This is a genomic window from Clostridium sp. LS (assembly GCF_002760435.1).
GTDB lineage: Bacteria > Bacillota > Clostridia > Clostridiales > Clostridiaceae > Clostridium.
Genome location: NZ_AUUU01000048.1, coordinates 53,758 through 77,698, shown reverse-complemented (window position 1 = coordinate 77,698; position 23,941 = coordinate 53,758). Strand labels below are relative to the sequence as shown.

Here is a 23,941-nt window from a genome sequence, read left to right as displayed (position 1 = left end):
TTAATACCCTCCCTGTAGATTTCTAACTGTAATTCCTGTTAAATTGTTTTTTACTGCCTTGCCTGTAGAATTTGAATCTGTACCATAAACATAAACCTTATTCTCATTTGTTACTGTATTATGGGAGTTCTGGGTTGTAGTTGTTGTATTGCTAGTATTACTTGTATTTGATGTTGCATAGTTCGATACAACCTTATTCATATTTGGATTCGAGAAATCTTTCACCTTTATGCTTATATCTCCAAGTAAATCTTTAAAATCACCATTCTTAATATCTTTAATTTTTTTCCCTAAACTATTTCCAACACTTTCAATCCATTTTACAAAGTCGCTATTCAATATTTCTTTCTTTAGATTTTTAAAATAATCAATTACACTTTTAATTTTCTTACCTGAGCCATCAAGCTCTTTATTAAACTTATCGATAAACGTACCTGTTAATGATTTACCGCCTTTAAAATATGTCATTAGATCATCTATCAACCCTATAATTAACAATAAAGGATTAGTTAGTATAATAAGTATTGATATTATATCTTTTATACTCTTTTTAGTTGATTCCGGTAATTTTTCAAATGCGCTTCCTATTAGTTTTATTAAATCTACAATAGGAAATAATACTTTAAAGAAAATTGTTCCTACTTTTATTATGACGGCAATAATTTTAATAAGTAATCCAATGCTAGTACCTATTACAGCTGCAATGGGCTTTATATTCTTAATTAAACTATCATTAAAATCGTGTAATGCTGCTTTTATATCTTTGAGTGGCCCAGCTGCATATTTAAGAATATAATTACCTATCCATTGGAAAGCTAATTGGCCAAGTTGCCTGAGTCTTGAAAATTCTAATCCTATACCTTGTACCACTTTTAAATTATCAGTGTATTCTTTAGGAAGTTTTAAAGCTTTTGAATCTTGCCTTAACTGATTGAACTGTTTTAGTAGTGTCGGACTCAACCACAAATCTTGCATAGAGACGCCAAGTGTTTTTAGTGCCATGTCCACTTCTTTGGCATTTTCTTTTGTCGTCCATAATTGTCTTGATAATTTTTCATATTCTATATCTTGATTCGCCAATCCATTCAAAAATTTAGCTAGACCTCTTACCGCTAATGTTACTGCTGCTACACCAGCCACAACTGCCGCAATGGGTCCCAACGCTCCGGCTGAAAATAATTTAAAAGCATTCCCGCCCTCTTCCGCTAATCCTTTTGCTGCATCTTTAGCATCAAGTACTACATCAACTAAGTTCTTTGATGAATCTGCTAATTCTTTATTTTGGGGCATTACTTGTAATGATTTACTTATTGGATTTTTATTGGTCACAGTTGTATTTGCTGGTGTAAAATGACTTTCTTGCTGTGACTTTGCTTTAAAATCTGTTTTTGAATTTGGTTTCGGTTTCTCGTTTTTTATATTTGGCTTTTGCGGTTCTTTGGTATTAGTTAAATCACTATATAGCTTTTTTATTAGGTTTAAATTTCCTATTAACCCCTTAAAAGGTCCTTGTAATTCTGGAAATAACTTACCTATTGTTCCGCTGGATGTTTGTAATAAACTAAAAAGATCTTTCAATACATCATTTGTATTTGAAAAACCTTCTTGACTATTTTTATTAAATTTAGTTATTGTTTTGTCGGCATCATCCATTGAACTTTTAGTTTGATTAAAAGAATTTTCATCTATTTGAAATCCAATCCCGACTAAATATTCCTTTATTAAATCTATCGCCAAGAATTACACCTCCTTTTTGCTGGCTTCATATGCTCGTTTCTCATTTTCATGTGTTACCGCCAGTATTTCATGAGCATCTAGTAAATCATCTAGCGTATAAGTGCCATCCCAAACCTCATGTTGTTTCCACATTTTAGCTATCACTGGAGCATATAAAAATGCATCTACATTTTTAAATTCAACTGGGATATATTCAGCCCCTTCAACATCGATTCCAAGGGGCTTCCTTTGAAAAAACCCTTGATATTGAAATATAAGCTTTGAACTGTAAGGTTCATTACTAATCCTGTATCAAATTCAATATTATTTGCTTCAAATTCTCCAAATTGATTTAAAACTTTCGTTGGCCCAGCTCCTAACAATTCTTGAACTACCTGCAAAGCGTTATCTTGAATATATCTAAACTCTTTTTCTTCTAAATCAAATAAAGATTCAGCAATTTCTGTTAGATTTAAATTAGCTAAATCTACTTCTTTTTCATCTGTCTTTATATTCTTAACCATAGGTGTTAAAATCTTCATTAATTTAAATAACATAAAGGATCCTGTTTTTGCATCCATTTTATTTAATCTAAATTTTCTACCATTGATTTCTATATCTTTATAGTTTTCTGGAATATCCATAAATTAATCCCTCCTTAATTAGAGCTTGTATTTCCTTCAGTAGTTATTTCTGCTGCCATCAAGTTCCAAGTAACGTTTTGTCCTTGCGCTTGATATGGTCTATCTGCAAGTTTTTCCGGGGAAACCCCTGTGCAAGTGGTTATTTCTCCTAAATTATTATTTTTGATTGTTAATGACATTGCTGCCCAATCATCTGTTGATGCACTTGAACCGTTAATATAGTTATACCAACTTAAAAACCATTGATGGAGTTCTGAAGTTTGTTGCATTGTAATTGCCACTGTCCCATTCTCCCCTGCAATCTTTGAAATCATAACCCTACCATCGGCTGAAACCTCATGAGCAGTTTTAGTTGTCGATTGTGAGGTTGTAATACTGCCCAACCCCGCACCAGTAGTTGATTTAGAACCAACATTTGGATGCGAAAACGAACCTGTTACATCTGAAAAACTATAAGTTGTATATGATGTTCCCATTATTCTCCTCCTATCTATTTACATATAATTTGATTGATACATCTTCAATTGCGCCAGATAATTTAACAAGTATATAAATTGGTGGTGCTTTTCTTGCTTCTCTATCCGCTTGTGTTTGGGACGCAATACTATCAGCTAATATTTTATACCCTCTTGTTAACATATCACCTGTGCTAACTGTTAAAATGCTAGCCGAGCTCCAAATACCCTCTTTTATAAAACCAATAGTTCTAGCTTTTTCGAGTGGAGTAGTTAAAGCATTTAATAATAAATCCATTCCATCATCTGTTTGTGCTATTTTAGAACTTTCGATAAGCGAATTAATTGTTGCCGCTTGAAGATTATTAGTTAATACATCTAAATTTATTATTTCGTCGTAATGAGTCCCATCGCATGTAATTCCATCCTCAAACAAATTATAAACTGAACCCCTGTTTATATAAACATTACCGTTATTGTTCTTTATAATAGTAACTTGAGTTGATGTTAAATTTTCCGCTTGAACTCCTACCTCACTTTTAAATTTCAATGTATATGCAGAACCGCTTGTTTGGGTATTTGCTGCCATAGCATAAGCCATAATTGCTACTACTGCATCTTCTGTAGTTGAATACTGTACTAATGTTCTGTGAACCCCATTTTTCTTTAATGTTTCTAGCAGATTCCCTGCTGTGCCAGCTAACACATCACTATCACCTGTTGTTGCAAAATATGTGCTTTCTGGCGTGCAAGAATCTATATATGTTGCAACTGCTACAATATCTGCTTTCTCAGCTTGGCAAACTGTACATGCATACCATTCTGAGTTTGCTTCCCTACACGCTGTTACCGCTTGCACTGCAGTTTCATCAGTCCCGTCCCATCTACCTATGGCCACTTTGCTAGGCTTTGGAGATTGCGAAAAGTACATTTGCGCTGCCAAATATTCCGGTTCTGTGCCTGTCCATCCGTCAGCGGTTAAATCACCGATTTTAGTATATGTCTTAACTCTTTCATTTATAGTTATAATAGTAGATTTACCAACAATTAACCCTAAATTAAAATTACTTCTAACTTGGGTAACTGGACCAACGCTAACCGATACATCCACAACATCATTTAATGGTAAAGTACTCATAAAAATTCCTCCTATTTATCTTTTATTAGTTCAAAGCTTGCGCTCTTGATATATGGTATCTTAGTTTCTCTTATAACTGCCTCATTAAAAGTTGCTGAAAAATCAGTCCTTTCCCACCATTGACCATTGTATAATTCTGGTAAACGTGTAGGCATTGGAACATCAGTTATTATAAAAAGATTCTTTTCTTTAAAAGTTTCCTTATATAAATGAGGTTCTAATATCGAATATCTAATTAAGTCAGCATTGTCATAAGAGTTAGGACCGTAAAAAGTCCAATCTATTTTATGCACTCTTGTATAGCCTGTTTTCTTTTTCAAATAATCCTTATCTTCTTCATCTGGACTATAAATAATATTTAATTGTCTAGCTTGTCTATCATCAATTGGAGTTATTCGTAAAAAACATATATCATCATCAATTTTCCACGAAGGCGCACCATCTTTAGGCCAAGCCAACCTTACTTTTCCTTTATTTTCTTTTAATGTAGGATCTAAACCTAGTATCATATAAGTAATGCTTGCAAAAAAATCTTCTAACTCTTTTAAGATTAGTATTTGGTCTGACATTAATCTGTTTTCTTTCTTTGCCCAATAGCGAAATAATAACCATAATCGCTGTATTCATTGACCTGATATACTTTATATCTCTCACCATGCCACTCTAATTCATCAGCAATATATGATTCTTCATCTCCACTATCATCATTTATATTTCTTGAACAATATAAAGGCTCCGTTGTATGGATTGCAATTTCTCCACCAATTCTATCACCTTCAGGGATGAATTCGATTTGTTTTGCGTTTGCTATACTTATTGTTCCTACCATATTTATTACTTCTGGTTCATTATTTACAAACCTTGCACCTACCCAATCACCACTTATTCTATAAACAGTGAATGTTTGTGCAAAACTTGGATCTAATATAACGGATGATACATCAATCATTAAATATCACCATCCTTTATTATATATGTTATAGATTTTCTTAATTCACCTGTGTCAATCAAGGGTCTATCACTGCCTTTAGCTTTTATTGTGCTTTTAGCATTTTCAGCCCAATCATTCTCTGGATTAGTAAACCACTCTCTAGCTACATTCTGGCCTTGCATTCCCACCTCTTCTAAAGCAGGAGAAATATTACCACCTTCTAAAGCTACATTGACAGCATCTTTCATTAATTCGGCCATTTGCTCTTGATTCTGTTTATTATCCATGGCAGGTTGTAAGATTGGTCTAGGTGGTATTTTCCATAATGGCGAACCATGTTCATGTACATATAATTCATGTGCTTTACTATAAGGCATATCTTTTAAATCATGTTGCATTTCTTTGATCATGTCCTTATCTCTTACACCATTCGTATTAAGATAAAGTATTTGTGCATTTGATAATTCACTATTTTCATGTTCTGTGCTATCTGGAATGCCTATACACACAGTCTTTTTAGATAAATCATTGAGAGATTTTATTATATTTTCAGTTAAATCTTTAGTTATTGTTACATCTGTAAAACCCTTTAGCATAAGTTCACCCTCTTTTAATAAACATACATGCCACCTTTACCAAGTAATTTCCCAATATTAGCTAATTGGGTACCATATGATGTTAGCTTCCATGCTGCCCAACCATTTATACTATTAGCTATGGTAGTATAATCGGTACTTACGGATACATCTCCTACACTAACCGAAGTTTGAAGTCCTTGAGCTTGACCAGCTTTTAGCACTACTGCTGCACCACTATCAGGATCTGCTATCCCTTGCAAATAAATAGTCAAAAAATGTGCCATAAACCATCCCATAGCTATTCGCCAAGATTTATGCCATCTAGTTTCTTTAATACTTGCGTGAGCTAAATCTAAAAAAACTTGAGAGATTTCCTGTGGCACAACATATTTCCCATTTGAATCTCCAAATTGAGGATATATTAAATAAAAATCATCTAATGTGAATGTTGGATTAGTACCTGTTTTTAAATTACTAGCATCAGCTATTACTCCTAACATGCTTGATCACCTACTTGTCCAAGTCTCCATTTTCTGCTGCACTTTTTTGTTTTCTATTTTTTAAAATACTCATACAACCATCATTTATCGCTGCTTTAAAATCTTCTGTTTTAGCAACCCAATCTGGTACTTCTTTAGATTGATAGCATGATATAACTACATTTTCTGAATCACCTTTGCATTTTACAGTTTTAGTCGAATATACTAACATTTCTTTACCTCCTAAAATTAGGCAATAAAAAAGCCTTAGTAATAACTAAAACCTGTTTATTGCCTCATATTAAATTAAATATTATTTTTTAAATACCATCAGCATATTCACAGCATTGATAGTATAAGTGCTTAACTTGTCCTATGTTTGCAACATACCCTGTAAGATATGCCATATTCTCAACACTTTGTTGTGTCATTGCTCTCATTAATGGTACCGGAATATCCATTTTTATTTTACTTTTATCATTAACATAAGCAACCATTCTATTAGAATCATTTAATCCAGCACCTGTGCACCACCTGCTTGGTTGGATATCTAAATCAACGCCTTGATTTTTACCAATATTATTCTCAAGTAAATAGTTTAATATGGATACATTACCCGCTTCACTTACTTTTCTAGTGACAAGTAAAGTATAATTTTGTGGTGGTACAAGAATATGATTTGCCATACCACTATTATCATACTCTGAATTTGTCCATGTATCAGTTAGTAAAGTATTAATATCCATTAATATTTCATCTGGTGTTTTATCAGCCCATTTGGTAGATGTACCAGCAGCATTTTTTGCAACTGTTGAAGTTGCAATGTTAGGATTATTTACTAATCCATAAACTTTTTCTTCTGGAACACCTTTATAGCACATATAATCAAGCGATTTGTTATAGTTTAATTTTATTCCATTATCTAAAATACTATCTAAAGATCTACCTATGCCTTGCATTCTTTGTTGATCTATAAATGGAACTTTTAAGATATTACTCCATCCAAATACCTTGAATAAATCTTTGCTTGTATTACCCTGGATTACTGGAATATCATTCGATTGTCCTCTAATTAATCCACTTCCATTTCCACCAGTCGTAGCATAGTCTACAAATAGGTTAGAAGTAGTTTCAACCCATCCTCCACCTACATCAATTGGCATATCTCTTGCAAATGTTACTGATGCAAGCGGTTCATTAAGCTTGGTGTCTTTCTTTTCTAATTCTCCTACTAAGAAAGCCATTCCACTACCAAGAGCAGCTGAATCCATCGCTATACGTGGGTCTGCTACAATTCCATTAACTCCATATGTTTGTCCATTATTTACTAACATTTAATATTCCCTCCTTCTAAGGATTTACTCTAGTAAGTATTGTTAATTCAGCAACGTTATTACTGTCTTTCTTACCAGTTTTCCATCTTGCATTTGTGATTTCTACTGTATTTGTACCATCTGCTTCCGCTTCAAACTGTCCTACAACTCCAGTTGGTATTGAAGTATTTACTGCTGTTCTTACATAAACTTTTCCTCCTGAAGTTGGAGTACCTGCATTACATTTAACCGTAACACTTCCTCTTTCAATTACATCCATAATTTCTCCTGGAAGGTATGAACCACAGCCTGCATAATAATCTGTTGCTTGTTTAACTTCTCTTACTGCAATACCTGCAAATGTAGCTGCTGTTCCTGACGCTCCAAATCTTGAATAAGTATTGTCTGTATTTAATATAACTGGTTCACCAAATAAAATACTTGGTTGTGTTTCATTTCCTTCAGTTACAACGCTTTTTACCGGCCTTGGAGTAATTATTGTATCAATTGATCTTGATACTGAACCTGGATAACCTAAATTTAATTCAATTCCTATTGCACTTCCTGGCATATTACTTTTCCCCCTTATAATGCGAATTCTTTTTAGCATAACTATTTTGTATATCATCAAATTGTTTTTCTTTTGAATCTGATGCTTTTTGAGCTTTAGTTTGAGAATTTTTTCTTTGTGCATTTAGTATTTTTTGATATCCATTATCTTTAGATGTAGTTTTCTTAGATTTCTTAAATTCTGCCATTAAGCTATCACAAGCCTTCTTTCTTTCGCTTGGATCCTTTATAGCTGCAATAACTGGTTTCATTGCTTTTAATGCTCTTATCATAGCAGCACTATCAGTATTTGAAATTGGATTTTCTGGTCTATCCTCTGGATCAGTTACAACTCCGTCTGGAATATCTTCATCCATTTCATCAACTGGAACTGTTACAGATTCCTCTTCATCACCTGTGCTCTTTTCACCTTTTGAAAGTTCTCCAATAAGTTCATCAATAGCATCTTCTGGTTTCTTCTCTTCATCATTAGCTTTACTAGTTACTAACTGCGTAACTAACTCAGTTAATTTATCTACCTTTTGAGACAAATCTGCTACTTCTGGATTTACACTTTCATCATTGGCTGATGTTTCAGGCTTGCATTTCTTTTCGATTTCTTCACCCTCATCATCTTTTCTTTCTTCTGCCAATGCATCTAAAGCTTCTGAAATTTCTTCTGGCTCTGCATCTTTTGCAAAATGTTTAATTCCTAATGCAGCAAAAAAATTTGTTACTGGTCCACGTTGTTGTTTTGGTATTTTCATTTTCTTTTTTCCTCCTTCAATGTTTTGATTTTTAGAATCTTTTATTGCAACACGGTCTCCTGCTCTTCCTGCTTCTACAACAGCTACATGATTACCGCATATTTGCACTTGACTATATGTTCCATCTCCATTGTTAACATAGTTACATTCATATCCACAGCTAACCTCTCTTTTTCCTTTGTTCATTATTTCATCTATTAAGGTAGAATTATAAATAATTAAATCTGCTAATAATAAGTCCTGTTCAGTTGGACTTTGCCTTACATTTTGAACTGCACCTTTAGTATAAAACGTTGAATTATCAGGTGTAAGCAAGTCCGGTGGATGTTCATCAGTTGTTGGTTTACCTTCAAATGATGCCATAGCTTGTTTACTAAAAACCTCTTCTGGACTTCTATACACTTTTACTATTCCATCACCTTCAGTACCAATCTCCTGTGGTAAATAATCATACCATCCTGTTCTAGCTATAGGTACGTTATGACACACCAAAAAGCCATCTGGAGTTACTGTCATGTTCTCACTTATTCTCGAACCATAAAATGCTTTCATGTTTGTTTTCACCTCCCTTCAAGGAATTTTAAGCAAAATTAAAAGCCTTATTTCTAAGACTATCTAAACCTATTTCTATTAAATTTCATTGCTCTTTTGCGGTACCTATTATTCACTAAATAATTATATATCGCTTTAGCTTTTAATTTGTTAAACATATCTATCTACCTCTTACATAATTGATTCAAACTGTTTTCTAGTCATAGTAATAATCTGTCCATTATAATAAACTTTTTGAGGCCATTTAATATAATCTAATTTAATAACAGGTTGAGGATAACATCTGCAATTGTAAATGTCTCCCGCATGATAAAAACCAACATTCTTTTCATTTGTTAGTGCTTCTGGACTAGGTGGATTATTCCAACATACTAAGACACCTTCCATATGAGAATGAGAACTTCTTACTCTTCTATCCTCACTAGTTCTCCAAATGTACCAGTTAATGCCTAAACTTTCACATCTTGCTTTAGTTAGCGCAGTACTTGTTTTACTAGTCTCGGTTCTAGCAATTAATTTTGCTTTGCTTTTAGTCAGTTTAGGAATCATTTCTTGTAAATCTTCTGCTATATTTGAAGCTCTTCTGCCTGACATTGATTCATTTAAAATATGTTCAGTTACTTCTTTTGATATATTTAAAGGAATACTCTTTATTATTTCAGCATTTTTCTGAATTTCAAAATTTAGCGCAGCATTTAAAGGTCCATGTAATTCACTTTTAAGCCTTTCATATATCATTCTGCCTTGAGTACTTTTTCTTGCTGCTTCTCTCCATGTTTTCCCTCCATCAACAAATAAGTTGGTTACAAGTTTTCTAGCTTCCTTGTTTGCATATCTTTTAAAATCTGGATCATTAGAAAACTTCTTAATAGTTCTTATAATTTCGTCTATATTTGTTAAACCACCAAGTTTTTTTTCTAACTTTTTCATCACTCGTTCTAACGAGCGTTGGTATTCCTTCTCTATTCTCATTTTCGGAATCCATATGTTCTTCTTGTTCATCTAATTCACCACCTGGAATATCTCCTATGTCAACTTCATTGTCTGCTTTTTCTATATCTTCATCAGTAATGTTAGTGAACATATTTGTTGTACTGCTCATTTGCCTTAATTCCTTTAATGCAACTTTTTGCGGTATTATTCCAGCATTATATACATTGATAATGGCTGTAGTTTTCTTATCAATAATTTCTGCAACCTTTTCTTCGCTTGGTGTTTCAATAGGATTATATTCATAATCTAAATCATCCGGAACTGCACCAAACTCGGACATAAACATTATAGGTAGCAACTTATCAAGTGCTGGAGTCAATTGCGCTTCTTGCTTTTGTTCTACTGTATTATAATAGTTGTCCTTATCTCCATCACCAGTAGCATTCATTCCCTGTGGACTTCTACCGAATATTTTAGTAACCGGCATTTCAGCTGCACCTGCAATATCTAGCATAAAAGATTCATATATTTCGTTTAAACCACTAAATGTATACTGATGTGTTTGAAAATCATCTCCTTGATTTAAGATATACATTCCCATGTTATTCATTAGCCAATTTAGAGCTTGTAATGTATTGTATAAGTCTTTTTGAGATTCTTCATTACCAACTGCAAGTAATTCTCCAAAGTCAGACATTTTTAAAACTTTTAAATTAGCTAAAAAAACTAGCTGTGCAATATTCCAACTAGTATTATCTCTCTTCTTTAATTCATCAAATACAATTTCAACTTCTGAAGCTCCCCATTGTTGTTCTGTATATCTTTCTAATGGTGGCATTTCTCTTCCTGTGAATCTTAAAACTCTACTATGATGTACTTTGATGCTAAACTCATCAGTTACCCAATGATAATACTTTGGTAATCCAAAATCAGGACTTGTCACATCTGTTATCAATTCTGCATCCGGTGTTAAACCTGTCCATCTATCGCATGGAATAAGCCCTTTGAAAGATTGTGGCATTATAGTGTCATAATCCAATGACTGATCTAGCATGTCCTCATGCCCTTCAATTATAATTACAGCTCCTGCTCCACCATAAAGCCTTGCCCACTTGAGAGTTTGTAAAACATCTCTTTTCACTCTTGTAGTACGTTGTAATTTATTAAATCTTTCAATATCTCTTGGTTCCATTTGAGTTTTAATGGTTATCCAGTTCTTACACATATCTTCAGGGAATGTATCAATTATCTTTCTGATAATCCAATGTGATCTATACAGGCTATTTAATAATTGAAAGTTCTGAGTAAGCCTAGTCATAGGATAATCTGTTGCTTCAAGGAGGTTTGGTGTTCCAGCGCCTAATCTTGCTAGAACATTTTGAAAGGCATCCATTGTTGCAGTTCTTTTAGATTTACTTGTATTGGTTACCGCTTGTGGTTTTGAATCTGTAGTGTACTTTCTATACCTTTTGCTTTTTTTCACCATTTTACCTCCTTTCTATGCTGCTAACCTTCTCGGTCTAATTATTGTTTTAACAAAATATCTTGTAGCATCTGCTCCATGGTCAGCAATCTTAACTGGTTTTTCTTCACCACGTTCTGCAGCTTTAGCATCCCAAATATAAGATGTTATATCCCTAATAGTTCTCTTGCATTTATTCTTAACCATTTTAATTTTTCTTTTAAAAATCATAGTTGATGTCATTCTTATTCCATCACTAACTTCATTGTCAGCATCCTTTACTCTTATTCCTCTAGCTCTAAGTTCTGCTTTAAAACTTGCTGCACTTGGGTCAAGTATAACTGCTGTTGGTGGAATACCATCTTCTATGAACTCTTGTAAATCATCAGCGTACTGTTTGTCAGTTTTCTGAGCTTGCTTTTCTTTAGAGTCATAGTAATATTCCCTTATTACCCATGCTGTGTCTCCATCATCATAAATATCCAGAAAAACCATAGGATTGGTTGTTCCATAGTCAATAGCAATGTATCTCCTAGCTATGTACTTTAATCCTTCTGGCAAATCCTCTTCGTTTATTTCATTTTCTTCATTCCACATGTCAAAGATCGCTCCACTAGCCATTACCCATAAACCTAAAATATAGCGTTTAAAGAAAACACCAGTATACATATTTCTATAACGCTTTTTAATTTTTTCAGATAAGCTTAAGTTATCATCCATAGTAAAGTGAAGATAAATAATAGTCTTTTCTTTTGCTTTATCTATCCAGTTAGTTTTAAACCAATGTTGTGGCCCATCTGGGTTACAGTTAAACCAATATTTAGAACCTTCAACAGAACAACGTCCTGTGCCTTGGTTAACAAAGCTTTCAGGCATTAAAGCGACCTCATCAAAGAATATTCCTGCTAATGTAATACCTTGGATAAGGTCTTGAGAACTTTCATCTCTTCCGCCAAAAATATAAAAATAATTAAGTTTACCATTTCTAGTAATTTCAACATAGTTATCTGTTTTATGATCTACAAATCTGTATCCTCTGGATAATAGCATTAGTTTTAATACAAACCAAACATTACGTCTGAAGCTTCCTACAGTTTTACCACACATAGCAAAATTATAACCATCAAAGTTTTCCATTGCCCACATAACAAAAGAAAGTGCCATCGAAACAGTTTTACCACTTCTTATTGCACCATCAGCTATTATTCCATCTTTATCTTTTACTGGACTTGTATTAGTCCACCAGTTTAGTACTTTCCTTTGCTTAAGCGAAAAAGGTTTAAATTTAAAAATAGCTTTAACTATCTTGCTCATCTTTCCAATCCTCCGCTGCTGTTCCTTCTAGTGCATTCACAAATCCATCATCAGGAATATCATTATTACCTGAACCATTATTCTTTGCAATTTCTGCTTTGAGTTTTTCATTTTCTAATTTCTTATTTTCAATCTCAATCTTAATCTTCTCTTCATCTGCCAATAAATTACAATGCTTAGTTAAAAATTCTAAGGCCTTCATTTTATCTAAAAGTTTAACTTTTATTCCTACATTGCCTTCGCTTATTTCACTAATTAAAGTGCCATCAATTTGATTGCTTTCCTTTAATTCTACATAACTCACTTCTTTAGTTTTTATCATTCCTTCATCATCTAAGATAGGCTTACCATAGCTGTCATAGCATATCTCATCTTTCTTTCCAAATTTCATAAAGTCAGTTATGTCAGAAAAAGCTATATCTATATATTTTTGAATAACACTTCTTTTAAGAGCTTCCTTGTTGAACTGAAGTTGAGTTAATGAATCCACCTGTTCTTTTATCCTAACATTTCCTAACAACCTTGGCCCTGCAACCATAGCTGTTTCATAACTACAATGATATGCTTGTTGATATGCTTTAGTTGCATTCATTCTTTTAGCATATATAACACAAAAAAGCCTTTGCTTGTCATTAAGTTCAGTATTTTCTAATACTTCTTTAACTTCATCTGCAATGGCTGCTTTTCTAATTTTCTTTTTAGTTGCATCTTTATTTGCAACGTTGCGTTTTTTCTTTTCACTTTTTTGCAACGTTGCATTATTATCATTATCCCAATTATATCTATTCTTCCAACTTCTAATAGTACCTTCAGGAATATCTAGTTCCTTTGATATATCTATTAGCTTGTAACCTTTTTTAAATAATTCTTCAGCTTTAATTAATTTTTCATTTGGAGCTCTAGCCATACTTCATTGTCACCACCTACCTTCTCATTTCAGCTCTAATAATTTTAAATATAAAAATAACACCTACTATTTAGTAAGTGTCTTGTTTTTCTTTCCTTTTTCATATTCCTCATTTATTCTTTTCCAATTTTTAAACAATACTGATAAACCAAATAATTCAAAAAATACTGCTAACTCAAATAATTGATGAAATTTAAATCCTAAGATTAAGCATATTATCCCAGCAAACATTAGATATAAATGCAGGTTAAATTGCTTGTTGGCAGCTTTTTTACCACTATTACTTTTAGGTTGTCTTTTTATAAATCCCATAGTATCACCTCGTTCACTATTATATAACTATTTATATAATTCTAACAGTAGTTTTCACCTTTTCTTCTCATCATTTTTAAAGCAATCTTTTATGCTATCAGTTTCCTTTATCTTCTTTGGATCCTTACAGCCACAATAAACACAGGCCAAATATTTACCTTCACTTTTTGCTTTTATTACTTCTTCAGTTATAAGTATCATTTCTCTATCACATTTTCTTCTTTTGCATTTGAATACTGAATAAATACTTTGCATCTGCTTATTGCTCCTTTCTATTTTATTGAATTGAAAATTAAGTCAGTAGATACTATATATTAAGGCCATGGAGGGATCCACTTCCTTTCATAATATATTTTTTGTTTCTACTGACTTATAAGCATAATAAAATACCTCATATCGTCTACTAATCTCTCAGGTATAAACCTAAGGCTTCAACTCTACAAGGTATTTTTATGTTATAAAAGGGCATTGAGAATTTATGAGAGGTTACACGGTCTTGCCTGTCCATAACCTTAATCCAATAACTGCGTTGGGTATACGCTTTGCCGGATTATTTACACCTTATATTATAAACCTCATTTTTTCTCATTTTTGGGGTAATTTTCGGATACTTTTAGGCTATATCATCTTTTAATATTTCATGCATTTCTTTTAACCCATTCGCTATATATTTATTAATTGTTTTTTTTGCCCTATTCATAATATAACAAACACTCTCAATTCTTCGCTCTTCTACAAATCTTAATTCTATAGCTTGCCTTTCCCATTCTCTTAATCCACTAAGTGCATTTTGTATATGGTCTATTTCTTTTTGGTTTATGTTAATTAATTCTTGAAGTCTTAATTTCTTTTCTGCTAATTCTATTGCCTGATTTTCTGATACGCTACTAATTTTATAAGTCTTTCCTGTAGCTTCGCCCTGGGGTGGTTCAGTAATTCCAATATCCTCTTCTAATTCTTTTATCTGAAGTTCATATTCATTTCTTTTAGCTAATATCTTTTTATAATTCCTTAACCTTTGTTTTATATCTTCGTACATAAAACATCCTCCTAACTATTGTTTAACTCAGCTCTTAGCCAAGCCAATTTTGTCCTTATTATCTCAATCTCTAGTCTTAAGTTCTCTGTTGCACTTATACATGTATAATAAGCACTTTCAGCTATATCTCTTTTCATTGCTAGTTCTGAAACCTCCGGATCACTTTTAGCTAAAGTTGAAACTAATGTTGCCTGGCACTTGTCCATTTTTAACTGCAGCATCTTTTGGTTATATTTAATTCTATAATCTCTTTCAGTTTTAGCTTTTTCTAATCCCAATTTTTTTTGCTCTATATTTCCTTGCGATAAAGCAAGTATACATGTATCTAATTTATTCATTAGCTCCTGTGGATTCATCAGTTATACCTCCATTACTTGCTTTTATTTCTATTGCTGGCATATTTGCTATAGCCTTAATATCTGCCTGTATTTGCTTAAATTTATCCATTATGATATCTATGTCATCATTAGCTCTTAAAACTTCATTCGGTATAAATCTAAGTGCTTCATCAAACTTACAACAATACGCTGCATTAACCCAATATTCTTTGCCCTTATTCTCTCCATCTTGGACAATCTTCTTTTCCTTTACTATAAATTGCATTGAATCAGATTCTATTAAATAATCTCCTATATTAATTTTCATTTATTTTTAACCTTCTTTCTTATGTGATGGTCATGTGATTCTGAATTCCCAAAGGTTGGACACTTGCAATTTGGATTGTCCACGCCTTTGTAACTCTGTTAATTTATGAATAATTAAACTTCTTGCAATTCAAACTCCACACGTTCATTATCTTCAGTCCATAATTTATTAACTATAAGCTCTACTACCTGACTATCATCAGTAAAGGCAATTTTGTTCAAGCTATCCAAAATTATCTTTGCTATATTATCTGCATCTGGTTTCTTTTGAGGATATTCCAGACCTTCTCTTATAGCTTTTAATCTTTTCTTTGTATAACTCTTAGGTACCTTATGATAAACATTAATTGTTGCTTTGACAGGACCATCTATACATCTTCCGTCCTGCTGTTGATAGCAAATTTTTACCCAGTTTTCATAGTTAACTGTATCTTCTGGAGTTATGGCATGTTTACCAAATACTCTTGGGCGAGCCTTGCCTTTTATTGTTCCTTCTACTACTACCATTATTACGCCTCCTGCTTAAAACACATTTGATTATTTGTTTCTTGGACTTCTCTTAATAAAGCCCCTTGTAAACCTAAGTTATTTATATAGTTAGTTACATTATCAATGTCTTTTCTTAATAAATTGTGATAGGCTGTAACATTAAAATAATCCTTTACGCTCCTCCAGATATATCTATAAACTTTACTTCTTAGATTCTTGTTTTGATAAGCAGCACTTTCATTTCCACAACATAGTTTTCTTACTTTTAAATCTACTGCTAATTTAATATTGCGCGCTTGACCATGATCTATTGTCATGTTGTTTTCTAATCCAGTAAGTCTTTCATCTATTTTTTCAGTTTTTTCATCTAACATAAATATTGCTTGCAATTCTTTAGACATTTTAGGGATCCCTGACCTCATATTAAAATAACCATCAACTATTTTTTCATATTGTTCCCATGCAGTGTCATCTTCTAAAATCTTGAGTAATTTTGAATATCCTCTTTCTGATAAAAGGTAAATATTTTTGCTTACATTCAATGCATTTTGAGTATAAATTCCGTTATGCTTCAAATCCATAACGAAATCTGTTCCTGCTAAATCAATAATGTCAATCCCTTTTTTAAATCTTTTTATATTATCATTAATCCTTCTGTTTATATCCCCTAATGGTTTGTTATGAATTTCCGCAATTTCTTTTGCTAACATTGCTTTTTTACCTTCACCAAATCCACCTTCAATATCATGAAATTCCATTCCTTCAATGTTTTTAATTCCTTTTACAATTAGCTTATCCATTTGTTTTCCTCCTTTTATTAGCAAATGATTGTCATATGAGAATGAAATCTTAGTACAGTGACATAATTGAATTCTCATATTTAGTTTTATTTAATCTTTAACCTAACCCAATTGTTGTTATTTCTAATGTAAATTTTATATTTTTGAAAATCTGCTACGCTTAAGCTTTCTTTGTAATTTTCATACTGAAGAACTATGATTCTTTTTGTAACATCAACAATCTCTCCAATTTTATTTGACTTAAGCCTTTTCTTGCCAACTTCCTCGGCTCTTTCAATCTTAATCTTTTGTCCCACTTCAAATTTCATGGTTATATCAACATCCTTGAAATCAATTTCCAATTGCTTGGCTTGTACTTCTCCCTTACACAGCAACTTCCAATTTTTATTGTTTGTTTTGAGAAACCTCATTCATTTCTCAACTCCTTTAAGTTATATGGTTATTTTTCTATATAATTAATAACATTCTTTATTATCATGTTTATGGATCCATCACCATTGGGTACTATTTCAAATTTGCTAGAATCATGATAAGCATCTTCATTGATGTATAAATCTATCTGCTTATCTATATTAAGCCTTGTCCTCTTTAGTTTCTTTTCTACCCAAGTCTTGTCCACTAACACCTCATCGTTTAATCCTTGTTGTTTTATATAACTTGAAAAATCTTCTCCCATTTGTGGATCTTCTTCAAACAATATCTCTGAAAATTCATTTATATTTATTGTATCTTCTTCTTTTAACTTAGTTTTTATAGTACTTCTAATCTCTTCGGCTTTTACTGCATCATCCGTAATATTTTTTCTGGTCCAGTTCTCAGCTGCCTTTACAAAAGTTTTAGTCATATCTCTTTCATTAGTTACTATGCTTGCACCTAAAAATGTATTTATAAAATAATTGGCTCCATATTCATCTTCCTTACTACTTTTTTGCTTATCTAAAACCATTAAATTGTATCTTTCATCTTCTCTAATTGGTTTAATGAATGCAGCCTTTTGTATTTTTTGTCCTCTGCCCGGAAGTCCTGCTGCTTGTGGTACAATTCCAACTCCTACTTTTTTATCTATGAATTGGACTTCATGAGTAAAGTTCTTAACATAATCTAATTTAAGTATTGCAACCATAGGGCCTTGATCTGTAGTTATTGATGCAACTATTAAATCAGCACTTGGAATATTTACATTGCCTAACATTATCATGAATAATTGCTTAGCTAACTCTTTGGATGAATTTATTAGATCTTTATCTATTCCTTTTAGATAATCTTGAGTTACTTCTTTAACCATACTTCTTTCTTGATTGAATTTTGCATATCTAAGCTCTTCATCTTTTAAACACTTTTCAATATGCTTGTATAAAAACATATAAGTATCTTCGTCTAATTCCAAACTGTATTCATTTAATATTGCTTCTTCTCCATTGCTATCTAGCACATGAATTACAGCTTCATTAATATTAATTTCATTAATATACTCCATTGCTTTATCCCTCCTAAGCTATCTTTCTTACACATTTGTAATAAAAGGCCGTATGTTTGCCATTCCAAACTACATTTATAGTTTCGCCATTGTTATAAATGCTTACTATTTTCCCTTTATATGTTTCTTTTGCATATTCAAATTCAACGATATCTCCTGCATTTAAATTTTGATCTGGAACTTTTATTTCTATTGTTCTCAAGACAACTTCATCTTCTTTATATAAGGGTTTCTGATCCCACTCTATTATCCATCCACGAGGTGTTATAACTGTAGTTTTATCACCAGGTATTATTATGTTTGCATCACCTTTACGCTTTATATATTTATTTGGATTAATTTCTTCTAATTTTTTAAGCTGTATTTCATTTAAATGTTTATCTTGGTTAACGATAAGGATCTCATCTGCCGGTATTAATCCTATATCTATACCTAAATCAAATTCATGCACGCCTTGTCCATTAAAATACTTTGTCTTATCTTCTAATTCAACAAGTAATGCTCCAGAAACAGTTTTTATGATTCTATTACAGCTTTCTTTATAAAGATTTATTATATTCTGGAAGTAATCTTCTTTTATCTCTTGTTTCTCAACTATAACTTTTTCTTTAGGCTTGATAATAGGTTCTTGAATAGGCATATTGAATAAATCAATTTGGCCTTCTAAAATATTTAACTTTTTCAATTACCTCACCTTCTTCTAAAACATTGAGCATTGACCTTCTGTTTCTTCTCTCTTCTTTTTACAATCGCCTACCCACCATTTCATAATATCTTCTCCTGTTCTCCATCCTCTATCTTCTGTAAGACCTTTTGATATTCTGTAATTAACCATATTATTAAAGGACCTTATATAAAGCCTTTTGAAGTTTGGATAAGCAGCTAATTCTTTTTTCTGATTTGTTCCTAAAGGGCATCCAATGCATCCTAACCTATCCCATCCTTGATCGTAAAGCTCACAATATGGAATATTATTTTCTATAATAAAGCTCCATACATCTGTCTCTTTCCAATCTACAATTATCCTAACCATTATTTTACCGTTGAAAAAATTAACCATAGATTGTTTGCTTCTATCTTCGCTTTCTTCCCATCTAACACCTGTTATTACTGTATCTCCAGCTTCTCCTGTTCTTTCTTTTAGTTCTGAACAACAATAACGCTTAAGCCTTGATGGTGGTATTGCTCTATTACTCAATAACGCCCACATTGTTTTTAATTTGCCTTTTTTACTGCCCTTTTTCCATTTGTTATACTTTTGAAATATGACCTCTGGATAACCATTTGATTTTGCCCATGGATTGAATATCCTTAAAATAAACCATATCAACTCAGGCGGATCTGCACTAGTTGGTGAATATATTGGAACGAATTTTATTCCACTTAATATTGCTAAAAGGTAAATTACTATGCTATCTTTTCCTCCACTAAATGCTACTATTGTTATCCTGTTTGGATCCCTATTCTGAAATTCTATTAATCTTGATATTGATTTTTTTACTAATTTTGATGTATCTACTATTGGCTGATAATCTTTCCTTCTTCGTGTTAACAATCCTAATCACCTATTCAACTAAATTGCCTCAGTTAAATAGGAAATGGTTTTAGGTTTCTCCGAGTGACCTTGCTGGCTTATTTATACTATTCGGAGCTTACTCCCCAGCGAGTGCATTTTACGCTTTACTCATGCCTTTTTGATAATTACTAAGTGGCTAACCTAATAATTACTAAGCAACCTGGTGTACCAGGATCGATTGGATTGTTAACTTATTTCTATAAAACAATCTCTTGCTTATTTTCTTTAATTTCTTCCACGTTTAGAATTTGTACATTAAACGCAGTTCTAAATTTATTTGCTACTCTTTTAAATTCTTTTCTAGCTAATTCTAAATCTACATGCTTAATTCTTCTTTTGTCTATTTTCCTATGATGCCCTTTCCAAGTTTCATACTCAAAAGTTATAAGAAACTCTTTTATCTCCAGTTTAGTTGGTATTCTTTTTATTTCATCCAATTAAATCACCACTTTCTTTAATCTATCCGAAATACTTAAGTGAGTTTTGTTTAAGGCTTGAGCTATAGCATATGTGTCATAACCTTTTTCATGAAGTTCAAACATTTTCTTGTTTTCTTCATCAGTCCATTTAACATGTGTATCTAAAGGAACTGGTCTATACGGTACTGCTAAATCATGTAGCCTTCTTTTAATCGCATTTTCAGTTCTATTAAAATCTCTTGCTAAATCTTTATACGTATATCTGCATAATTTAGTTTTCTCTATAAGCAAATTATCTTCTGCTTTAGTCCACTTTCTATTATGGTTGAGTTTACTTGGATTGGATGAATCAGCTTTCCTTTTTTCTTGTACCCAATCTGGTTCTTCACCTAACATACCTTTCTCGAATTTAGCAAAACTTATTCCTCTTTTACCCTGTTCCCAATATTCAATTGCTCTTGGACTGCAACCAACCGCTTCAGCTAATTTTTTTGTAGATAAATTCTGATTAATTCTTTCTGTAGCAATCATTAATCCTATATCCATTCTTATTCCTCCAATTCTTATTTTTGTATATTTATATTACATTTTGATATTTTTTCATATTTTAAAAGGATTTTGGTAAAACAATATCGAACTATTGTTGTAAGAAAGGAGATGATATATATGCCAACTACAGGAGAAAAACCAGGTATTGGTACTTATAGATGCACTAAATGCGGTGAATTAGTACATCTAGACCAAAGTTCCGACACTTTACCTCCATGTCCTAAGTGTCATGCAACTGATTATACAAGAGCTTAGTTTGTATAAAATTCCTTATGGCTTCATCAGAATAACCAAAAGCTTTACCTAAAATCCAATGATCAAAAATTGTTTTTGGTTGTTCTGGTAGCTTTTTTATTACTTCAAGCATATATTCATCTTTGTAAACCCATATTGTTTTCCATCCTAAAGCTAATTCTTCAATATAAGACCTTAATTTAAAATTATTAATTTTATTAATAGCTTCTGAAACATATCTATCTTGAATGGCTTCACATGCACAAGGTTTTCCTTTCTGGACCATATCGCAATAAAAATCGATCTTTTCTAATATGCTATTATTCATTTTCACCAACCTTCTTAAATTTATCGTCTTACGAATTTAAAGCACCATGCCTCGTCACGAACAATTCTTAACTCTCCATTTTCATCGATATATGAAGCCTCTATAAATTGAATTTTAGGTATTTCATTCGTTGATTCTGCATATATAGTTGGAATAACTCCAACCACATTAAATACTTGTTCTTTATAAATCATTTTGTAATTACTCATATCAATTCCCATAAAATTAATTCTCCTTTTCTTCTTACTTTTTATAAACTACTTTTGATATTAGCTAAATAAAATCAATCGATTTAGTTCTCACTATTGTTCTCTTGCATCCACACATATATTCCGCAACTAAAACATAATCTAAAGTAAGTCTTGCAAATTCTATTTTTGCCATTTTCCCACAGTTTTTGCACTTGCATTCTTTTGGCACTTTTATCTTTATTATTTTATTAAACATTTACTGCACACCCTTTCTACAACTACCGTTCCTCTTAGTATTGAGAACTATATATCTATCTTTTGTATGTGAGATACTTTAAACAAACAAGATACACAGTTTAAATTTTCATCTACTACAAAATAATAATTTTTAGGAATAAACAAATTGGGATTATTTTTAAAGTCATCTTCTCCACTTTTTCTCAAACGACCTTCAATTTCTTCTCCATCAAATAATCTTATCCTTACTTTCTTTTTTAAATATTTTTCTAATTGTTCTCTGTTCATTTTACTTCACCCTTTTTACAAATTATTAGTATGACGTATTAACCACATGCACTTGATGAAGTAATATATTGCTTTTTACTTTCAACTTTTTTTATTTCTAATTCAATTCCAACAAGCTCTGTGCTTAATGCATCTTCCATTTGAATAGTTTCTACTTCTTCAAATCCATTTTCCACTAACAACCTTAATATATTATTTTGTATATCCCAAAACTTATCTTGTGGAATATTCTCAACTACTACTTTCATTGCACTACTGCTCCTTTATTTTTTTAAATTTACATTCACCTTCTATACATTCATTGCATATATTTGAATTCAGCTTTTCTTTATGTTTGCAATGGTCGCATGGTGCTTCATCAGTATTATTGTATTCACATTTTTTAGAACATCTATTGCACTCCATACTCTTTGCCCCTTCTACATACTGAAATACTTTTTTATTTGTTCACCAACCCATTTTCCCATAGGTACTGCAACTGCATTACCTACCTGTTTATATATTGCTCTATCATTCCCACTAAATTTAAAATCATCTGGGAACCCTTGAAGCCTTGCCCATTCTTTAGGAGTATAAGGTCTTATATTATTACCATCTTTAATTAACCTGGTACTTAAATCCTTTGAATAATGAGCTACACACGTTGGTGCTAAATCATCTAAGTTTGGATCACTTATTATTGGCTTATCTCTGTACTTTCCGTTTAATCTGCTATAGACATAATCAGGAATATCTATAGCAGCATCTTTTTCAATAATATCTTTTAGCCTTATTGGCTTTGTAGCTGGATATTCTAAATCATCAAAAGGCTTTTTACTACCTATCACAACTAACCTTTTTCGCTCCTGCGGCAGCCATATGTTTGCATTTACTGGACATTCAACTCTAACATAATATTCAGGAAGTTTAGTAAGAGCTTCCATGACTACTCTAAATTTTTTCATCCCTGGAACATTCTCAACAATGTACATTTCAGGCCTTGTTAATGCTACATGTCTAAAGAAATGCAAGAATAAATCATCACCATTTCTAGTCCCATGAATATCAGCTATAGCTGAATATCTAGTGCATGGAAATGTACCAACATAAACATCTGCATCCTGCTGATCTAATACTGTAATCTTACTTATATCTGTCTCATGGACTTCATGAGAAAAGTTATTTCTTAAAGTTTCACAACAAGTTTTATCAATCTCATATGATTCTAGAATGTTTATTCCTGCTTGTACTAATCCTAAATCCATTCCTCCAGCTCCACTAAAATAACTCTTTGCTGTTATCAAGATTTTCACCTAACTTTCTATTTTAATTTCCTCTAGTGAAATTGTTATTATCTCTGTATCATATTCCGTTCCATTCTCTGAGGTATTTTCAGTTAAACATTCCAGACATGCTTCCTTGTATCTTCTACCTTTTAGCCTTTCTGTTGATTTGATATTTCTATAAAAAACTGGCTTTTCTCCATATCCTTCATTTTCACTAACTAAATCAGCTTTATTCCTATTGAATAACTTTTTAAAATATCTCTTAGCTTTCTTCAAAGATGTAAAATATTTTGTATCTCCTGAATATCCCATCATATCCGTTTCTTGAACTTTGATTACTCTAACCATTCACTAC

Annotated in this window: 39 protein-coding genes; 1 reads left to right on the top strand and 38 read right to left on the bottom strand. The window is 32.0% G+C overall.

Translation table 11 applies throughout. The annotated features are described in order from the left end of the window. The 30 genes from COL3_RS12950 to COL3_RS29315 form a co-directional block, all read right to left on the bottom strand. Positions 1-1,737, bottom strand: coding sequence for a hypothetical protein (locus COL3_RS12950; RefSeq protein ID WP_008422114.1), 1,737 nt, complete (start codon positions 1,735-1,737; stop codon positions 1-3). A 3-nt stretch (positions 1,738-1,740) separates the two neighbouring features. Continuing rightward, a complete protein-coding gene (locus COL3_RS29590; protein WP_278286671.1) occupies positions 1,741-1,869 on the bottom strand; it encodes a hypothetical protein in 129 nt (42 codons plus the stop codon). Between the two features lie 32 nt (positions 1,870-1,901). Continuing rightward, positions 1,902-2,360 (bottom strand): phage tail assembly chaperone, encoded by a 459-nt coding sequence (locus COL3_RS12945; RefSeq protein WP_008422116.1) that lies wholly within the window; start codon positions 2,358-2,360, stop codon positions 1,902-1,904. 14 nt (positions 2,361-2,374) lie between these two features. Then, complete coding sequence (locus COL3_RS12940; RefSeq protein WP_008422117.1) at positions 2,375-2,836, bottom strand: phage protein; 462 nt, start codon at positions 2,834-2,836, stop codon at positions 2,375-2,377. 10 nt (positions 2,837-2,846) lie between these two features. After that, positions 2,847-3,953, bottom strand: a complete 1,107-nt coding sequence (locus COL3_RS12935) for a DUF3383 family protein (RefSeq protein WP_008422118.1) — start codon at positions 3,951-3,953, stop codon at positions 2,847-2,849. A gap of 11 nt (positions 3,954-3,964) precedes the next feature. Continuing rightward, positions 3,965-4,522, bottom strand: a complete 558-nt coding sequence (locus COL3_RS12930) for a hypothetical protein (RefSeq protein WP_008422119.1) — start codon at positions 4,520-4,522, stop codon at positions 3,965-3,967. Then, on the bottom strand, positions 4,522-4,902 hold the full coding sequence (locus COL3_RS12925; RefSeq protein WP_008422120.1) for a hypothetical protein: 381 nt from the start codon (positions 4,900-4,902) through the stop codon (positions 4,522-4,524). Before COL3_RS12925 ends, COL3_RS12930 begins: the two co-directional genes overlap by 1 nt. Then, complete coding sequence (locus tag COL3_RS12920) at positions 4,902-5,480, bottom strand: hypothetical protein (protein WP_008422121.1); 579 nt, start codon at positions 5,478-5,480, stop codon at positions 4,902-4,904. The genes COL3_RS12925 and COL3_RS12920 overlap by 1 nt, the downstream gene beginning before the upstream one ends. Before the next feature lie 14 nt (positions 5,481-5,494). Continuing rightward, positions 5,495-5,962 carry a DUF4054 domain-containing protein gene (locus COL3_RS12915; protein WP_008422122.1) on the bottom strand — a complete coding sequence of 156 codons (468 nt, stop codon included), beginning with the start codon at positions 5,960-5,962 and terminating at the stop codon, positions 5,495-5,497. Positions 5,963-5,972: 10 nt separating this feature from the next. After that, complete coding sequence (locus tag COL3_RS12910) at positions 5,973-6,173, bottom strand: hypothetical protein (RefSeq protein WP_008422124.1); 201 nt, start codon at positions 6,171-6,173, stop codon at positions 5,973-5,975. 88 nt (positions 6,174-6,261) lie between these two features. Then, positions 6,262-7,275 carry a DUF2184 domain-containing protein gene (locus COL3_RS12905; RefSeq protein WP_008422126.1) on the bottom strand — a complete coding sequence of 338 codons (1,014 nt, stop codon included), beginning with the start codon at positions 7,273-7,275 and terminating at the stop codon, positions 6,262-6,264. Positions 7,276-7,291: 16 nt separating this feature from the next. Next, complete coding sequence (locus COL3_RS12900; protein WP_008422129.1) at positions 7,292-7,825, bottom strand: hypothetical protein; 534 nt, start codon at positions 7,823-7,825, stop codon at positions 7,292-7,294. Position 7,826: 1 nt separating this feature from the next. Next, positions 7,827-9,122: a DUF2213 domain-containing protein gene (locus COL3_RS12895; RefSeq protein ID WP_008422133.1), complete on the bottom strand. Its 1,296-nt coding sequence runs from the start codon at positions 9,120-9,122 to the stop codon at positions 7,827-7,829. A gap of 171 nt (positions 9,123-9,293) precedes the next feature. Beyond that, positions 9,294-10,052, bottom strand: a complete 759-nt coding sequence (locus COL3_RS12890) for a phage minor head protein (protein WP_242982127.1) — start codon at positions 10,050-10,052, stop codon at positions 9,294-9,296. Then, positions 9,988-11,538 carry a DUF1073 domain-containing protein gene (locus tag COL3_RS12885; RefSeq protein ID WP_242982126.1) on the bottom strand — a complete coding sequence of 517 codons (1,551 nt, stop codon included), beginning with the start codon at positions 11,536-11,538 and terminating at the stop codon, positions 9,988-9,990. The genes COL3_RS12890 and COL3_RS12885 overlap by 65 nt, the downstream gene beginning before the upstream one ends. A gap of 15 nt (positions 11,539-11,553) precedes the next feature. After that, positions 11,554-12,831 (bottom strand): PBSX family phage terminase large subunit, encoded by a 1,278-nt coding sequence (locus tag COL3_RS12880; protein WP_008422139.1) that lies wholly within the window; start codon positions 12,829-12,831, stop codon positions 11,554-11,556. Then, positions 12,815-13,738: a terminase small subunit gene (locus COL3_RS12875; protein WP_008422141.1), complete on the bottom strand. Its 924-nt coding sequence runs from the start codon at positions 13,736-13,738 to the stop codon at positions 12,815-12,817. The genes COL3_RS12880 and COL3_RS12875 overlap by 17 nt, the downstream gene beginning before the upstream one ends. Positions 13,739-13,804: 66 nt before the next feature. Then, positions 13,805-14,050: a hypothetical protein gene (locus COL3_RS12870; protein ID WP_008422143.1), complete on the bottom strand. Its 246-nt coding sequence runs from the start codon at positions 14,048-14,050 to the stop codon at positions 13,805-13,807. Positions 14,051-14,104: 54 nt separating this feature from the next. Beyond that, the gene (locus COL3_RS12865) at positions 14,105-14,305 is read right to left on the bottom strand and encodes a hypothetical protein (protein WP_008422145.1); all 201 of its coding nucleotides are present in this window, start codon (positions 14,303-14,305) and stop codon (positions 14,105-14,107) included. Positions 14,306-14,663: 358 nt separating this feature from the next. Then, positions 14,664-15,089, bottom strand: coding sequence for a DNA-directed RNA polymerase specialized sigma subunit, sigma24 (locus COL3_RS12860; RefSeq protein WP_008422147.1), 426 nt, complete (start codon positions 15,087-15,089; stop codon positions 14,664-14,666). A gap of 11 nt (positions 15,090-15,100) precedes the next feature. Next, positions 15,101-15,445, bottom strand: a complete 345-nt coding sequence (locus COL3_RS12855) for a hypothetical protein (RefSeq protein ID WP_008422149.1) — start codon at positions 15,443-15,445, stop codon at positions 15,101-15,103. Then, positions 15,420-15,734, bottom strand: coding sequence for a hypothetical protein (locus tag COL3_RS12850; RefSeq protein ID WP_008422151.1), 315 nt, complete (start codon positions 15,732-15,734; stop codon positions 15,420-15,422). Before COL3_RS12850 ends, COL3_RS12855 begins: the two co-directional genes overlap by 26 nt. Positions 15,735-15,847: 113 nt before the next feature. Beyond that, a complete protein-coding gene (locus COL3_RS12845) occupies positions 15,848-16,240 on the bottom strand; it encodes a RusA family crossover junction endodeoxyribonuclease (protein WP_008422154.1) in 393 nt (130 codons plus the stop codon). 2 nt (positions 16,241-16,242) lie between these two features. Further along, complete coding sequence (locus COL3_RS28790) at positions 16,243-17,022, bottom strand: ORF6C domain-containing protein (RefSeq protein WP_008422157.1); 780 nt, start codon at positions 17,020-17,022, stop codon at positions 16,243-16,245. 86 nt (positions 17,023-17,108) lie between these two features. Continuing rightward, positions 17,109-17,432, bottom strand: a complete 324-nt coding sequence (locus COL3_RS12835) for a hypothetical protein (protein WP_008422159.1) — start codon at positions 17,430-17,432, stop codon at positions 17,109-17,111. Positions 17,433-17,461: 29 nt separating this feature from the next. Further along, positions 17,462-18,499, bottom strand: a complete 1,038-nt coding sequence (locus tag COL3_RS12830; protein ID WP_008422162.1) for a nucleoid-associated protein — start codon at positions 18,497-18,499, stop codon at positions 17,462-17,464. A gap of 13 nt (positions 18,500-18,512) precedes the next feature. Continuing rightward, a complete protein-coding gene (locus COL3_RS12825; protein WP_008422163.1) occupies positions 18,513-19,184 on the bottom strand; it encodes a hypothetical protein in 672 nt (223 codons plus the stop codon). 15 nt (positions 19,185-19,199) lie between these two features. Then, the gene (locus COL3_RS12820; protein WP_008422164.1) at positions 19,200-20,054 is read right to left on the bottom strand and encodes a phosphoadenosine phosphosulfate reductase family protein; all 855 of its coding nucleotides are present in this window, start codon (positions 20,052-20,054) and stop codon (positions 19,200-19,202) included. Between the two features lie 218 nt (positions 20,055-20,272). Further along, the gene (locus COL3_RS12815; protein ID WP_008422165.1) at positions 20,273-20,512 is read right to left on the bottom strand and encodes a hypothetical protein; all 240 of its coding nucleotides are present in this window, start codon (positions 20,510-20,512) and stop codon (positions 20,273-20,275) included. Further along, a complete protein-coding gene (locus COL3_RS29315) occupies positions 20,513-21,040 on the bottom strand; it encodes a helix-turn-helix transcriptional regulator (protein WP_008422166.1) in 528 nt (175 codons plus the stop codon). 120 nt (positions 21,041-21,160) lie between these two features. On the opposite strand from COL3_RS29315, the gene COL3_RS12805 reads away from it, so the two are divergent. Next, positions 21,161-21,298, top strand: coding sequence for a DUF1451 domain-containing protein (locus COL3_RS12805; RefSeq protein WP_008422167.1), 138 nt, complete (start codon positions 21,161-21,163; stop codon positions 21,296-21,298). Here COL3_RS12805 and COL3_RS12800 read toward each other — a convergent pair. From COL3_RS12800 to COL3_RS12775, 8 genes are read right to left on the bottom strand one after another with little or no spacing between them, the layout of a single operon-like run. Further along, positions 21,264-21,605 carry a hypothetical protein gene (locus tag COL3_RS12800; RefSeq protein WP_008422169.1) on the bottom strand — a complete coding sequence of 114 codons (342 nt, stop codon included), beginning with the start codon at positions 21,603-21,605 and terminating at the stop codon, positions 21,264-21,266. The genes COL3_RS12805 and COL3_RS12800 overlap by 35 nt on opposite strands. Positions 21,606-21,625: 20 nt before the next feature. Further along, positions 21,626-21,826 (bottom strand): hypothetical protein, encoded by a 201-nt coding sequence (locus COL3_RS12795; protein WP_008422171.1) that lies wholly within the window; start codon positions 21,824-21,826, stop codon positions 21,626-21,628. A 52-nt stretch (positions 21,827-21,878) separates the two neighbouring features. After that, positions 21,879-22,052 carry a hypothetical protein gene (locus tag COL3_RS28785; RefSeq protein WP_008422172.1) on the bottom strand — a complete coding sequence of 58 codons (174 nt, stop codon included), beginning with the start codon at positions 22,050-22,052 and terminating at the stop codon, positions 21,879-21,881. A 47-nt stretch (positions 22,053-22,099) separates the two neighbouring features. Further along, on the bottom strand, positions 22,100-22,321 hold the full coding sequence (locus tag COL3_RS12790; RefSeq protein ID WP_008422173.1) for a hypothetical protein: 222 nt from the start codon (positions 22,319-22,321) through the stop codon (positions 22,100-22,102). 38 nt (positions 22,322-22,359) lie between these two features. Next, positions 22,360-22,569 (bottom strand): hypothetical protein, encoded by a 210-nt coding sequence (locus COL3_RS12785; RefSeq protein WP_008422174.1) that lies wholly within the window; start codon positions 22,567-22,569, stop codon positions 22,360-22,362. 4 nt (positions 22,570-22,573) lie between these two features. Further along, positions 22,574-22,726 carry a hypothetical protein gene (locus COL3_RS28780; protein WP_008422175.1) on the bottom strand — a complete coding sequence of 51 codons (153 nt, stop codon included), beginning with the start codon at positions 22,724-22,726 and terminating at the stop codon, positions 22,574-22,576. A gap of 14 nt (positions 22,727-22,740) precedes the next feature. Next, positions 22,741-23,613 carry a DNA (cytosine-5-)-methyltransferase gene (dcm, locus tag COL3_RS12780; protein ID WP_242982125.1) on the bottom strand — a complete coding sequence of 291 codons (873 nt, stop codon included), beginning with the start codon at positions 23,611-23,613 and terminating at the stop codon, positions 22,741-22,743. Beyond that, on the bottom strand, positions 23,614-23,934 hold the full coding sequence (locus COL3_RS12775) for a hypothetical protein (protein ID WP_008422178.1): 321 nt from the start codon (positions 23,932-23,934) through the stop codon (positions 23,614-23,616). Positions 23,935-23,941 lie beyond the last annotated feature (7 nt).